Genomic DNA, 13,471 nt, shown 5'->3' with positions numbered 1-13,471 from the left:
CTACGCCCCCGCCCCGCGCGCCACGCAGTCGGCCAGATGGTCGTCGACCAGGCCGCAGGCCTGCATCAGGGCGTAGGCCGTCGTGGGTCCGACGAACCGCAGCCCGCGCTTCTTGAGGTCCTTGGCCAGCGCCGTGGACTCCGGAGTGACCGCGGCGACGTCTTCGACGGTGCGCGGGGCCGGGCGGCCGGCCGGGTCGGGGGCATAGGACCAGATCAGGTCGTCCAGCTCGCCCGGGCGCCAGTCGGCCAGGACCTTGGCGTTGGCGAGGGTCGCCTCGATCTTCGCCCGGTTGCGGATGATCCCGGCGTCGGCGAGGAGCCGCTCCTTGTCGGCGTCGGTGAACTCCGCCACGGCGGGGATCTCGAACCCGGCGAAGGCGGAGCGGAAGCCCTCGCGGCGGCGCAGGATCGTCAGCCAGGAGAGGCCCGACTGGAACGCCTCCAGGCAGAGCCGTTCGAACAGGGCGTCGTCGCCGTGGACGGACTTGCCCCATTCGGTGTCGTGATACGCGAGGTAGTCCTCGGTGGAGAGCCCCCATGGGCAGCGCAGTCCGCCGTCCGGGGCCGTTTGTGCGCCGCCGCTCATCGCCGGGGCTCCTCTCCGGGTCGCTGGGTCGGGGTTTGCCGCGGATCGGGCCGGGGGCCCTGCCTGAGGTCCCGCTGCGGCGCCTGCCAGGGGTCCCGCTGCGGATCGGGCCGGGTGTCCTGCCAGGGGCCCTGTCCAGGGTCCTGCCGGGGTTCCTGCCGCGGGTCCTGGCCCGGCGCCTCCCACGGTGCCTTCGGGCGGTCCTCGGGGCGCTCCGTGGTCGGCTGCGGCCGGTCCTCGGGCCGCTTGAGGAGATCGGGGCCGCCGACCGCGGTCGCCTGCGCCCCGGCCAGCGCCGACTCCAGCTCCGCGATCCGCGCGTCCCGCTCGGCGAGCTCGGCGCCGAGCCTGCCGAGCACCTCGTCGACATCCGTCATGCGGTAGCCGCGTACGGTCACCGGCAGCCGCACCGCCTCGACATCCGCGCGACCGACCGGACGCGTCGCGGGCAGCGGGTCGGTCAGCTGCTCGGGCGCCACGTCCTGCAGGATGGCGCTCTTCCCTCCGCCGACCACCGCGAGGGTGACCGCGGCCACGACCACCACCATCGCCAGCAGCAAGAACCAGAACACGCGCATCTCCCCAAGAGCGGAAACCTGTCCGAGTCCGATCGTGCCATGCGGTACCGACAGTTAGGGTCGCAGGCGACCCACGGGCGATCTACCAGAGGAGATACACGGGATGCGAAGCGGTGCGCTCAGGCTCGGGCGGCGTGAATTCGGTGCGCACGAGCCGGTGATCATGGCGATCGTGAACCGTACCCCGGACTCCTTCTACGACCAGGGCGCGACCTTCCGGGACGAGCCCGCGCTCGCCCGGGTCGAGCAGGCGATCGCGGACGGCGCGGCGATCGTCGACATCGGGGGTGTGAAGGCGGGCCCCGGTGAAGAGGTGACCGCCGAGGAGGAGGCCCGTCGCACGGTGGGGTTCGTCGCGGAGGTGCGGCGTCGCCACCCGGATGTGGTGATCAGCGTCGACACCTGGCGCCACGACGTCGGCGAGGCGGTCTGCGAGGCCGGCGCGGACGTGCTGAACGACGCGTGGGGCGGCGTCGACCCGAAGCTCGCGGAAGTCGCCGCGCGGTACGGCGCCGGTCTGGTGTGCACGCACACGGGCGGCGCCGAGCCGCGGACCCGGCCGCACCGGGTCGCGTACGACGACGTGATGGCGGACATCCTGCGCGTGACGGCGGGGCTGGCCGAGCGGGCGGTCGGGCTCGGGGTGCGGCCGGACGGGATCATGATCGACCCCGGTCACGACTTCGGGAAGAACACCCGGCATTCCCTGGAGGCGACGCGCCGGCTCGACGAGATGACGGAGACCGGCTGGCCCGTCCTCGTATCGCTGTCCAACAAGGACTTCGTCGGCGAGACGCTCGACCGGCCGGTGAAGGAACGGGTGCTCGGAACGCTCGCGACGACGGCCGTGTCGGCGTGGCTGGGGGCGCGGGTGTACCGGGTGCACGAGGTGGCGGAGACGCGGCAGGTGCTGGACATGGTCGCGTCCATCGCCGGCCACCGGGAGCCGGCGGTCGCGCGGCGCGGGCTGGCCTGAACGATCGGGGCTCCGCCCCGGACACCGCTCCTCGATCGCCGGAGGGACGTGAGAATGCCCGTGCGGAGCCCCCGGCCCTAGTGGCCGACCCGGCCGACCTCCTTCGTGACGAGGTTGACCGCCTCGTCCACGTCATCCGTGACGTGGAACAGCAGCAGGTCGTGTTCGGACGCCTTGCCCTGTGCCACCACCGTGTCCCGCAGCCAGTCCACGAGACCGCTCCAGTACGCGGTACCGAACAGCACGATCGGGAAGCGGGTGACCTTGCCCGTCTGGACGAGGGTGAGGGCCTCGAAGAGTTCGTCCAGGGTGCCGAGGCCGCCCGGCAGGACGACAAAGCCTTGTGCGTACTTCACGAACATCGTCTTGCGGACGAAGAAGTAGCGGAAGTTGACGCCGATGTCGACGTGCGGGTTGAGGCCGGACTCGAAGGGCAGCTCGATGCCGAGTCCGACCGAGATGCCCTTCGCCTCCCGCGCCCCCTTGTTCGCCGCCTCCATGGCTCCGGGGCCGCCTCCGGTGATCACCGCGAAGCCGGCCTCGACCAGGGCCTTGCCGATCCGTACACCGGCCTCGTAGTCCGGCCCGCCGGCCGGGGTGCGGGCCGAGCCGAAGACGCTGATGGCGCTCGGCAGCTCGGCGAGGGCGCCGAACCCTTCGACGAACTCCGACTGGATGCGCATCACCCGCCACGGGTCGGTGTGCACCCACTCGGAATCGCCCTCGGTGTCCAGCAGCCGCTGGTCGGTGGTGCCGGGCTGTACCTGGTCCCTGCGGCGGAGCACCGGCCCCTGCCGCTGCTCCTCGGGGACGTGCGCTCCCTCGGGGTTGCCCATGACCTGCTCCCTCCGACGATCGATGACCATCACCGATGACCATCTGTGTCAGGTCAGGGTAGATCCATGGAGGTTACGGGGAGGGGAATGCCGTGGGTCAGCTGGTGAGCCAGGAGCGGAGCCGTTCCTCGCAGTGGGTGATCCGGTCGACGGCCACGTGCTCGTTGCGCTTGTGCGCGAGGAGCGGGTCGCCGGGTCCGTAGTTCACCGCGGGGACGCCGAGGGAGCTGAAGCGGGAGACGTCGGTCCAGCCGAACTTGGGCCGGGCGGTGCCGCCGACCGCCGCCATGAACGCCTTGGCCGCCGGGTGGGAGAGGCCGGGCATGGCCGCGCCCGAGTGGTCGTCGACGGTGAATTCGGCGACGCCGCAGTCCGCGAAGACCTCGTGGACGTGGGCGAGCGCCTCTTCGGCGGTGCGGTCGGGGGCGTACCGGTAGTTGACGACGACGGTGCAGGCGTCGGGGATGACGTTGTTGGCGACGCCGCCCTCGATCCGTACCGCGTTGAGGCCCTCGTGGTATTCGAGCCCGTCGACGACCGGGCGGCGCGGTTCGTACGCGGCGAGGCGGGCCAGGATCGGGGCGGCGGCGTGGATGGCGTTGGACCCCATCCAGCCGCGTGCGGAGTGGGCCCGCTCCCCCTCGGTGCGCAGGAAGACCCGCAGGGTGCCCTGGCAGCCGCCCTCGACCTGGGCGTCGGAGCCCTCCAGGAGTACGGCGAAGTCACCCGCCAGCCAGTCGGGGTGGGCGGCGGCGACGTGGCCGAGTCCGTTGAGGTGCGCGGCGACCTCTTCGTTGTCGTAGAAGACGAAGGTGAGGTCGCGGTTGGGCTCGGGCACGGTCGCGGCGATCCTCAGCTGCACGGCGACGCCCGACTTCATGTCGGAGGTGCCGCAGCCCCACAGCACGCCGTCGTCGTCGAGCCGGGACGGCACGTTGTCGGCGATCGGCACGGTGTCGATGTGTCCGGCGAGTACGACCCGCTCGGCCCGGCCTAGGTTCGTCCGCGCGACGACGTTGTTGCCGTGCCGGTCGACGGTCAGGTGCGGCAGGGTCCGCAGCGCCGACTCGATCGCGTCGGCGAGGTCCTTCTCCTGACCGCTGACCGACGGGAAGTCGACGAGCCGGGCGGTGAGCGCGGGGCCGTCCAGGGTGAGATCAAGCGTGCTTTCGGGCATACAACCGACCCTAGACGAACGGAACCGTCCCCGAGGGACGGGCCCTCGGCCCCGGCCGGGCACTCCAGTACGGTGGCCCCGTGCCCCGGAACGTCTCCCCCGCCCGCCGACACACCGGCCGCTCCCGCCTCTTCCGCGTCGCGGCCGCCTTTGGCGTGCTCGCCGCGCTGGGCGGCTATCTGACCGTGCAGTACGTATCCGGCAGCCGGGTCACCGAAGGGTGCACCGTGGAGTCCGCCGACGGTTCGGCCGGCCAGGGCCGTACGTACCGGCTGAGCCCGGAGCAGGCTTCGAACGCCGCGACGATCTCCGCGGTCGGCACCTCGCGCGGGATGCCGGAGCGCGCGGTCACGATCGCGCTGGCGACCGCGTTGCAGGAGTCGGGGCTGCGCAATATCGAGCACGGCGACCGGGACTCGCTGGGGCTGTTCCAGCAGCGTCCCTCGCAGGGCTGGGGCACCGAGAAGCAGATCCTGGACCCGGTCTACTCCGCCGGGGAGTTCTACCGGAACCTGGCCGAGGTTCCCGGCTATTCACGGCTGCCGCTGACGGTCGCCGCGCAGCGGGTCCAGCGCAGTGGTTTCCCGCAGGCGTACGCGAAGCACGAGCCGGACGCGGCGCTGCTGGCGGCTGCGCTGACCGGCCGTACGCCTGCCGCGCTGAACTGCACGCCGCCGCGGACGACGGCCGCGAAGGCCGACGCGGCGAAGGTGCGGGCCGAGCTGGTGCGCGCCTTCGGCAAGGACGTGCTGCCCGCGGAGCGGCCGTCGGCGCGGCGGGACGGCAAGGGTGCGGCCGGTGCGTCGGCGACGGCGGCGCGCACGGTCTCGGTGCCGGTGCGGGCGGCCCGCGCCTCCGGGGGCGGCGACGCGCCGCGGCGCGGCTGGGAGCTCGCGCACTGGGCGGTCGCGCGGTCCGAGGCACTCCACCTGGACGAGGTCGCCTACGCGGGCCGGGTGTGGAAGGCCGGGGAGGGCTGGCGGACAGTGGGTACGGACGGTGCGGACGGCAAGGGCTCGGGCACCGGCGAGGTCCGCATAGGGCTCGCGCCGTAGTCGGCCGGCGCGGCGGCCGCTCCATGCCGTAGTCGTTCAGCAGTACGAAGAGTCACCCGGAGGTGTTGTCCGGGCCCTCCGGAAAACCCACGCACGCAACACCTCCCGGCACCCCTCCTCCGCCCGCCAATTTCCTTGCGCGCAAAGAGAAGTGACGGTTCATCGGCCGTTCCCCGAATGCGGCGTCCGCCCGGGTTCGTCCGTTGTCGATTATGTGACGCATTGCTGACTCTTTACCTCGGCGTACCGCAACCTCCCCCGCCCTTAGGACGGTTGTCAGTTGCGTCCGATCAACGGACAGACCGATTCCTCATCTTCCTCATTCCGTCGAAGGAGCATCATGTCCCTCCCCCTGACCCGCCGGATCGCCCGTGCCGCGCTGCTGATCGCCGCGGGTGCAGCCCCCGTGGTCGGTGCGGCCGGAGCCGCAGGTGCCGCGGAGCTCCCGCAGCCCCCGGAGCTCGGCGGTCTGACCACCGTCGACGGCACCGGCCTCGGCAGGACGGTCGACGGCGCGTCGCAGCAGGGCACCAAGGCGGCGGGCGAGACCGGCGGCAAGGTGGTCGGGACGACCCTCCCGGCCGCGGGCAAGACCGTCGGCAAGGCCGGCGCCCAGGCCGCTCCCGCCGTGCAGAACGCGGCCGGCGGTGCGGCGGGCAGCGCGGGCAAGGTCCTCGGCGGCGCCGCCGGTACCGCGACCCGGGGCGGTCTGCCCACCCACGGCCTGCCGATCGGCTGACCCGCACCGGCCACCGGCCGGCGCATCACATGCGAGGGGCCTCGGGAGTGCGCACTCCCGAGGCCCCTCGCATGTGATGCCTGCTGTCAGGCCAGCCGCTTGACCGCGGCGGCCACCCGCTCGTCCGTCGCCGTGAACGCCACGCGTACGAAGCGGTCGCCGGCCGGCCCGTAGAAGTCGCCCGGCGCCACCAGAATGCCGAGTTCCGCCAGGTACGCCACGGTCTCCCAGCACGGCTCGTCGCGCGTCGCCCACAGGTACAGGCTCGCCTCGCTGTGCTCGATGCGGAAGCCGTGCGCCTCCAGCGCCGCGCGCAGGGCCGCGCGCCGATCCGCGTACCGGGTCCGCTGCTCGGCGACGTGCTCGTCGTCGCCGAGCGCCGCGATCGTCGCCGCCTGGACCGGGGCGGGCGTCATCATGCCGCCGTGCTTGCGGATCAGCAGCAGCTCGCCGAGCACGGCCGCGTCGCCCGCGATGAAGGCCGCACGGTATCCGGCCAGGTTGGAGCGCTTGGAGAGTGAGTGGACGGCGACGATTCCCTCGTACGTACCGCCGCAGACGTCCGGGTGCAGTACGGAGACGGGTTCGGCCTCCCAGCCCAGCTCCAGGTAGCACTCGTCGCTGAAGACCAGCACGCCGTGCTCGCGCGCCCAGGCGACGATCCGGGTCAGTTCCTCCTTGGACAGGACGCGGCCGGTCGGGTTGGACGGCGAGTTCAGCCAGAGCAGCTTCAGGCCGGCCGGGTCCAGCTCGGCAGGGTCGTCGTAGACGACGGGCTCGGCGCCACAGAGCCGGGCGCCCACCTCGTACGTCGGGTAGGCGAGGCGCGGGTAAGCCACCTTGTCGCCCGCGCCGAGACCGAGCTGGGTCGGCAGCCAGGCCACCAGCTCCTTGGAGCCGACGACCGGCAGGACGTTCTCGTGCGCCACGGAGACCGCGCCGAGCCGCCGCTCCACCCAGCCGGTGATCGCGTCGCGCAGCTCGGCGGTCCCCCACACCGTCGGATAGCCGGGGCTGTCCGCGGCGGCGACGAGCGCCTGCTGGATCAGCTCGGGCACCGGGTCGACGGGCGTGCCGACGGACAGGTCCACGATGCCGTCCGGGTGGGCGGCGGCCGTCGACTTGTAGGGCGCGAGCTTGTCCCAGGGGAAGACCGGGAGACGGGAGGAGACTGCGGACACGGATCTCTGCTTTCTCGTGCGGGGGTTCCGAGGGCTGCTCGGGCCGCTCCGGCGGCAAAAACGCCTCGGTCCCGTACGGTGGCGAGCCGTACGGGACCGGGGCGGCGCACCTGCCTGCCGTTGACTACTGGTTCTGCGGCGGCAGCGCGGCGATGAACGGGTGGTCGCGTTCGATCAGGCCCAGCTTGGAGGCACCACCGGGCGACCCGAGGTCGTCGAAGAACTCGACGTTCGCCTTGTAGTAGTCCTTCCACTCCTCCGGGGTGTCGTCCTCGTAGAAGATCGCCTCGACCGGGCACACCGGCTCACAGGCTCCACAGTCGACGCATTCGTCCGGGTGGATGTACAAGGACCGCTGGCCCTCATAGATGCAGTCGACGGGGCACTCTTCGATGCAGGCCTTGTCCTTCACGTCGACACAAGGCTGCGCGATGACGTAGGTCACGCTGTCGTTCCTCCTCGGTAGGGCGTTGGCTCTCGCGCGGGAGCGCGGCGTCGTCGATGCCCACCCCTAGTATCTCCGTTCGCGGGCACGAACCGAACAGGAGGGGCGGAGAGAGCTGTGGAATTCACCATCGGCGGACAACTCGAAGTCCGAATTACACACGCTGACGTGGGCAAACGGGTATCAGTCCGGCGTACGTCGCAGGACGGCCCGCAAGGGGCTAAATTCACTGACACGGTTGGTGTTCTCACATCGTGGGACAACGGTGTGCTGTCGATCACAACGAAGAGCGGGGATTCCGTCCGCATCCCGGAATCGACGCTGGTGGCGGGCAAGGTCGTGCCCGCCGCCCCGGCCCGGCGGCGCGGTCCCGCGGCCTCCTTCGACGAGCTCGCGCCCGTCTGTGCCCGCGCCTGGCCGCCGGTGGAGAGCGAGCCGCTGGGCGACTGGCGGCTGCGCGCCGCCCGGGGTTTCACCCGGCGCGCCAACTCCGTGCTTCCGCTCGGCGATCCGGGCATGCCGCTCGACGAGGCGCTCGGGCGCGTCCGGCGGTGGTACGGGGAGCGGGAGCTGCCCGCGTACATCCAGACCGCGACCGGCGCGGAGGGCACCCAGGAAGTGCTCTGCGCCGAGTTGGAGGAGCGCGGGTGGCGGCGCGAGGTGACGGCCGAGGTACGGGTCGCCGCGCTGGCGCCGATCGGCGACCTGGACGCCGATGTGTCCCGGGTGCGGCTGAGCCGGGACCTCGACGAGGCGTGGCTCTCCCGCTACCAGCGCTTCGAGACGCCGGGGCCGCACGTCCTTCAGGTGCTGCGCGGCGGCCCGTCGGTGTGGTTCGCCGCCGTGCCCGGTGACACCGAGGGCGCGGCGCCCGCCGCGATCGGGCGGTGCGTGGTGGACGGGCGGTGGGCCGGGTTCATGGCCGTCGAGGTGGACCCGGCGCACCGGCGGCGCGGGCTCGCCTCCGCCGTGATGACCGCCCTCGCCCGCAAGGCCCTGGACGAGGGCGCCTCGGCGGCGTGGCTCCAGGTCGAGACGGACAACGACGGGGCGCGGGCGCTGTACGAGGGCATGGGGTTCGCGGTCCATCACCGGTATCACCACTTCCGGTCGGCGTGACGGGGCGGGGAGGCGCGATGAGTCCTCACGAGCCCGACCGGCCCGGGCACCCCGGCCGGGACGAGCTGTACCGGCAGTTCGCCGAGGAGGCGCGCGCCGAGCGGCCGGACCTCGCGCTGCTCTGCCTGCTGCTGGGCGCGGTGGCCGACCCGGCGCTGGACGCGAACGGGACCGACGCCGCGCAGATCGAACTGGACGAGCTGGCGGGCCGGCTCCCGTACGGGGTGCGGGGCGGCCGGGCCTGGGCCTCGGCCCTGGCGGAACTGCTCGGCGAGCGGTGCGGTTTCGCGGGCTCGTCGGCGGACTACCAGCGGCTGGAGTCGTCGCTGCTGCACGAGGTGCTGCGGCGGCGGCGCGGGCTGCCGATCCTGCTGTCCGTGGTCTGGATCGAGGTGGCGCGGCGGGCGGGCGCTCCGGTGTACGGGGTGGCGCTGCCCGGCCATTTCGTCGTCGGGTTCGGCGATCCGGCCGAGCGGGTGCTGGCCGATCCGTTCGACGGCGGCCGCCCGATGACCGGGCAGGACGCGGAGCTGCTGGTGGCGGGGGCGACCGGGGAGCCCCTCGACGAGTCGATGCTGGTGCCCGCGCGACCGCTGGAGATCGTGCTGCGGATCCTGAACAACATCAGGGCGTGGGCGGCAACCCGCCCGGAACGGACGGACGTGGCGCTCTGGGCGGTGGACCTCTCGCTGCTGCTGCCCTCGCACCCGGCCCGGCTGCGGTACGAGCGGGCGCAACTGCTCGTACAGAGCGGGCAGTTCCTGCGCGGGGCGGCCGAGATGGAGGAGTACGCGGAGGTGGTCGACAGGGTCGAGCCCGAGGCGGCGGAAGCGATCCGGCGGAAGGCGCGGGCGGCGCGGGCGATGCTGAACTAGGCCTGTCCGGCAGGACGCGCCGCCCCCCTCGCGCCTCCCGTTCCGTCACCCCCCTCCCTCAACCCCCGGTCCGCCACTCCCGCTCTTTCACCCCCGCTCCCTCACCGCCTTGGCCAGTACCTCGGGGGCCGGGCCCTCGTGCACGATGCCCAGGCGTTGCGTAGCCCGGGTCAGGGCCACGTACAGGTCGTTCAGGCCGCGCACCGAACGGTCGAGGACGGCCGCGGGGTCGGCCAGCAGTACCGCGTCGAATTCCAGCCCCTTGGCCTGCCGCACGCCGAGGACCACGACCCGGTTCTCCAGGTCGGGCTCGTCCCCGTACGCCGCGCCCGGCACCGCACGGGCCACCGCGGCCCCCAGTTCGTCGCGCCGTGCGTCGGGGACGATCACGGCGAGCCTGCCCTCGTCCAGTGCCGCCGCCTCCTTCGCGGCGAGTTCGGCGAGGGTGCGGGCGGTGTCGTCGGTGCGCAGCAGCCAGGGGGCGACGCCTGTCTCCCGTACCGAGCGGGGCGGTTCGAGCCCGGGGCCGAGCGCGGCGAGCACATCCGTGGTGGACGCCATGATCTCGGCGGGGGTCCGGTAGTTGACGGTGAGCGACGCCTGCCGCCACCGGTCGCCGATGTGCGGGGCGAGCGCGGACGCCCACGAGGAGGCCCCGGCCGCGTCGCCGGTCTGGGCCACGTCGCCGACCAGGGTCATGGAGCGGGTCGGGCAGCGCCGCATCAGCAGCCGCCAGGCCATCTGGGAGAGTTCCTGCGCCTCGTCGACGATGATGTGCCCGAAGACCCAGCTCCGGTCGGCGAAGGCCCGTTCGGCGACGGTGCGGGTGGTGCGTTCCTCGTGACGGTCGGCGAGGGTCCGCGCGTCGACCAGTCCGGCGAGGCCGCCCTCCTCCTCGTCCTCCGCGTCGCCCGCCGCGAGGTCCAGGACGCCCTGCGCGTACGCGACGCCCTCGGCCCGCTCGCGGGCGACGGCGGCCTCGGCCGCGCGGTTGTCCTGGCCGAGCAGTTCGGCGGCCTCGTCCAGCAGCGGTACGTCGGCGGCGCTCCAGCCGCCGTCGCCGTCCGGTGCACGGAACAGCAACTCCCTTTCCGCGTCGGTGAGTCCGGGCGCGGCGAAGTCCAGGCGTGCGCGCTGTCCGTACAGGTCGGTGAGGAGCTGCCGCGGCGTGAGGGGCGGCCACAGGGCGTCGAGCGCGGCCCGTACGTCGGCGTCGGCGGCGAGCAGGCGCCGGACGTCGTCGATGTCCTGCGCCTCGGTGCGTTCCCGCGCGGTGGCCGAGTCGTCGTCGCCGAGCAGCCCCGGCAGGGCGTCCAGGTCGGCGCGTACGGCACGGTCGAGACCGGCCTCGGCGAGCACCTCGGCGATGTCCGCCTCCAGCCGGTCGGCGAGATCGCGGGTGGCTGCCACGGACCGCCGGGCGAGCGCGTCCACGATCTCGCGCCGGAAGACGGGGGCGGCCAGGTTGTGCGGCAGCCGGGTGGCGCGGGCGGTGTCTGCGGCGCGTACGCACTCCTCGTGGTCGAGGCGGACGACGTCCCCGTCGAACTCGACCTCGATCCCGTACCCGGGCGCCGTGGGCACCTGCCGGTCCCGGACCGCCGCGGCGATGACGGCCGCCATCTCCGTACGCCCCTTGAGCTCGGCGGTCTCCGGTGCCTCGGCGCGGTCCGCGCGGATCCCCGGGTACAGCTCTCCGACGGTGGACAGCAGCACGCTGTTCTCGCCGAGGCCGGGCAGCACCTGGCCGATGTACCCGATGAAGGTGGGGTTGGGGCCGACGACCAGCACGCCTCGGGAGGCCAGCTGCTGATGGGTGTAGAGCAGATACGCGGCCCGGTGCAGGGCGACCGCCGTCTTGCCGGTGCCGGGGCCGCCCTGGACCACGAGGACGCCGCGGTGGCCGGAGCGGATGATCGCGTCCTGCTCGGCCTGGAGGGTGGCGACGATGTCGTGCATGCGACCGGTGCGCCCGGTGTCGAGGGAGGCGAGCAGGGCCGCCTCGCCGGTCAGCTCGCTGTCCGGCACACCGTCCCGGTCGAGCACCTCGTCGTCGAGCCGGACGACCCGCCGGCCCCGGGTGGTCAGGTGGCGGCGCCTGCGCACCCCGTGCGGGGCCGCGGGCGTGGCGACGTAGAACGCGCGGGCCGCCGGGGCGCGCCAGTCGAGCAGCAGCGGGTCGTCGTCGGCGGACTCGGCGGGCAGCCCGATCCGGCCGATGTAGTGCCGTTCCCCGTCGCGCAGGTCGAGCCGCCCGAAGCAGAGCCCGTTCTCGGCGGCGTCGTACCGCGCGACCTGCCCCGCGTACCGGGCGGCGGCGCTCTCCCGCTCCAGCCGCCCCTGCCGGGTACCGCCGCTCTCCCGCAGCACACCGGCCAGCTGATGCCCGGCGTGCTCGCGAAGGGCCTCCACGCGGGCGTGAAGCATGTCGAGATGGTGCTGTTCGTGGTCGATCTCAACTCTGGACAACGGTGCACTGGCTCCCTGCGGGCGGTGGTGGGCGGCAGGGAGTCAGGGTGCCTTACAACGGGGCGGAACGGGAGCCGTGCAGGTCGGCGGACGTGTGTACGGATGGGGACGTGCGGGGGCGGCGCGTGGTAGTCAGGAGTGGTGATCAGTCGACTCCCGCTCGATGAGCAGCTTGCCGCTCATCCGCAACGAGGCGCGGGGGCATCTCTGGTACGAGGAGAAGTACGGCACACCGTGCCCGCCGCACGACTCCACCGAGTCGGCGATCGACAGCTTCGCGGCGACGACGTGCTGCCTGGGCGTACGACTGGAGGCCCACGGCCGGTGGCGGGTCTGTGTACCGCACGGACTCTCCGATGTGTTCGGCCTGGTCGTACGGCCGAACCCGGTGCCCCCCCCGCAAGGTGTACGAGGCGAAGGCCGCGCGCCGGCAGGGGCAGTGGCCGGCGTTGACGGTGCTGCCATGGCCGAACCGCCCGGCGTCCGTGTCCCCCACGGCCGCCGGACAGGGCTGAGCCCCACTACTGAGTCCAGCTGCGGACGGGCGGATCTCTCTGCGGCCGAGCGCTCTGAAAGGCCCGTTGAGGAACGCCGCTCGTGGAGTCGCCGGAGTACCCCCGAAGACGGCCGAATCGGCCAACCACAGCTCCAGAGAGGCTGTCGTCGGCCGATTGGATTGCTGCACCCAGTTGAGCTGCCCGCCTAGATGGTGGGGCGCAGACGCCGCCTGTTCATGACGACGATTGCCGAGCCACCCAGGGTGAGCAGAAGCGCTGAACCGGCCATGACGGCGAGTTCCGTCTTCGTTCCCGTTTTGGCCAGCTGTTCGCGGCCCTTGCCGCCCTGGTAGCCGCCACCGTGGTAACCGGCACCCTCCTTCCCACCACCTTGGTAACCGCCACCGTGGTAGCCGGCACCCTCCTTGCCACCACCTTGGTAACCGCCCTCGTGGCACTCCTTGCCACCACCATGGCCACCGCCACCGTGGCACTCCTTGCCACCACCATGGCCACCGCCGCCGTGGCCCTCCTTGCCACCACCTTGGTAACCGCCACCGCCGCCGTGCCCCTCCTTCCCACCACCTTGGTAACCGCCACCGCCGCCGTGGCCCTCCTTGCCACCACCTTGGTAACCGCCCTCGTGGCACTCCTTGCCACCACCATGGCCACCGCCACCGTGGCACTCCTTGCCACCACCATGGCCACCGCCGCCGTGGCCCTCCTTGCCACCACCTTGGTAACCGCCACCGCCGCCGTGCCCCTCCTTCCCACCACCTTGGTAACCGCCACCGCCGCCGTGGCCCTCCTTGCCACCACCTTGGTAACCGTCCTCGTGGCCCTCCTTGCCACCACCATGGCCACCGCCACCGTGGCACTCCTTGCCACCACCATGGCCACCGCCGCCGTGGCCCTCCTTGCCACCACCTTGGTAAC

General features: G+C 72.7%; 12 protein-coding genes and 2 pseudogenes. 7 read left to right on the top strand and 7 right to left on the bottom strand.

Features of this window, described 5'->3' with window-relative positions; translation table 11 throughout:
• Both ACFVV1_RS01845 and ACFVV1_RS01840 read right to left on the bottom strand, forming a co-directional pair.
• Entirely contained in the window at nucleotides 1-588 is a 588-nt protein-coding gene (locus tag ACFVV1_RS01845; RefSeq protein WP_389982931.1) for a DNA-3-methyladenine glycosylase I, read from the bottom strand.
• A gap of 217 nt (nucleotides 589-805) precedes the next feature.
• Nucleotides 806-1,160 (bottom strand): annotated as a pseudogene (locus ACFVV1_RS01840) (DivIVA domain-containing protein); the annotation flags it as partial.
• Between the two features lie 109 nt (nucleotides 1,161-1,269).
• Between ACFVV1_RS01840 and folP the strand changes: the two are divergent.
• A complete protein-coding gene (gene folP, locus ACFVV1_RS01835) occupies nucleotides 1,270-2,142 on the top strand; it encodes a dihydropteroate synthase (RefSeq protein WP_389982928.1) in 873 nt (290 codons plus the stop codon).
• A gap of 77 nt (nucleotides 2,143-2,219) precedes the next feature.
• Here folP and ACFVV1_RS01830 read toward each other — a convergent pair whose 3' ends face one another.
• Together ACFVV1_RS01830 and dapE are read right to left on the bottom strand one after the other, a co-directional pair.
• A complete protein-coding gene (locus ACFVV1_RS01830; protein ID WP_389982925.1) occupies nucleotides 2,220-2,978 on the bottom strand; it encodes a TIGR00730 family Rossman fold protein in 759 nt (252 codons plus the stop codon).
• Between the two features lie 97 nt (nucleotides 2,979-3,075).
• On the bottom strand, nucleotides 3,076-4,155 hold the full coding sequence (gene dapE, locus ACFVV1_RS01825) for a succinyl-diaminopimelate desuccinylase (protein WP_389982922.1): 1,080 nt from the start codon (nucleotides 4,153-4,155) through the stop codon (nucleotides 3,076-3,078).
• Between the two features lie 80 nt (nucleotides 4,156-4,235).
• On the opposite strand from dapE, the gene ACFVV1_RS01820 reads away from it, so the two are divergent.
• Nucleotides 4,236-5,210: a hypothetical protein gene (locus ACFVV1_RS01820; RefSeq protein WP_389982919.1), complete on the top strand. Its 975-nt coding sequence runs from the start codon at nucleotides 4,236-4,238 to the stop codon at nucleotides 5,208-5,210.
• 340 nt (nucleotides 5,211-5,550) lie between these two features.
• The gene (locus tag ACFVV1_RS01815; protein ID WP_389982916.1) at nucleotides 5,551-5,949 is read left to right on the top strand and encodes an ATP-binding protein; all 399 of its coding nucleotides are present in this window, start codon (nucleotides 5,551-5,553) and stop codon (nucleotides 5,947-5,949) included.
• 86 nt (nucleotides 5,950-6,035) lie between these two features.
• Here the strand turns inward: ACFVV1_RS01815 and ACFVV1_RS01810 are convergent, their stop codons facing one another.
• Nucleotides 6,036-7,130 carry a bifunctional succinyldiaminopimelate transaminase/glutamate-prephenate aminotransferase gene (locus ACFVV1_RS01810; protein ID WP_389982913.1) on the bottom strand — a complete coding sequence of 365 codons (1,095 nt, stop codon included), beginning with the start codon at nucleotides 7,128-7,130 and terminating at the stop codon, nucleotides 6,036-6,038.
• Nucleotides 7,131-7,254: 124 nt separating this feature from the next.
• Nucleotides 7,255-7,575, bottom strand: coding sequence for a ferredoxin (fdxA, locus tag ACFVV1_RS01805; RefSeq protein WP_037688837.1), 321 nt, complete (start codon nucleotides 7,573-7,575; stop codon nucleotides 7,255-7,257).
• A 117-nt stretch (nucleotides 7,576-7,692) separates the two neighbouring features.
• Between fdxA and ACFVV1_RS01800 the strand changes: the two genes are divergently transcribed.
• Nucleotides 7,693-8,694 carry a GNAT family N-acetyltransferase gene (locus ACFVV1_RS01800; protein ID WP_389982911.1) on the top strand — a complete coding sequence of 334 codons (1,002 nt, stop codon included), beginning with the start codon at nucleotides 7,693-7,695 and terminating at the stop codon, nucleotides 8,692-8,694.
• Nucleotides 8,695-8,711: 17 nt separating this feature from the next.
• Nucleotides 8,712-9,569, top strand: a complete 858-nt coding sequence (locus ACFVV1_RS01795; RefSeq protein ID WP_389982908.1) for a tetratricopeptide repeat protein — start codon at nucleotides 8,712-8,714, stop codon at nucleotides 9,567-9,569.
• Nucleotides 9,570-9,656: 87 nt separating this feature from the next.
• Here the strand turns inward: ACFVV1_RS01795 and ACFVV1_RS01790 are convergent, their stop codons facing one another.
• A complete protein-coding gene (locus ACFVV1_RS01790) occupies nucleotides 9,657-12,038 on the bottom strand; it encodes a HelD family protein (protein WP_389982905.1) in 2,382 nt (793 codons plus the stop codon).
• A 181-nt stretch (nucleotides 12,039-12,219) separates the two neighbouring features.
• Between ACFVV1_RS01790 and ACFVV1_RS01785 the strand changes: the two are divergent.
• Both ACFVV1_RS01785 and ACFVV1_RS01780 read left to right on the top strand, forming a co-directional pair.
• A pseudogene (locus tag ACFVV1_RS01785) lies at nucleotides 12,220-12,553 on the top strand (nucleotidyltransferase family protein); the annotation flags it as partial.
• Between the two features lie 433 nt (nucleotides 12,554-12,986).
• Nucleotides 12,987-13,471: hypothetical protein (locus ACFVV1_RS01780; protein WP_389982902.1), on the top strand; the 485-nt coding region annotated here is incomplete at its 3' end.

The organism is Streptomyces sp. NPDC058092 (assembly GCF_042884935.1).
GTDB lineage: Bacteria > Actinomycetota > Actinomycetes > Streptomycetales > Streptomycetaceae > Streptomyces.
The sequence above is the reverse complement of the archived record's forward strand: the minus strand, read 5'-3'. Positions and strand labels throughout refer to the sequence as shown.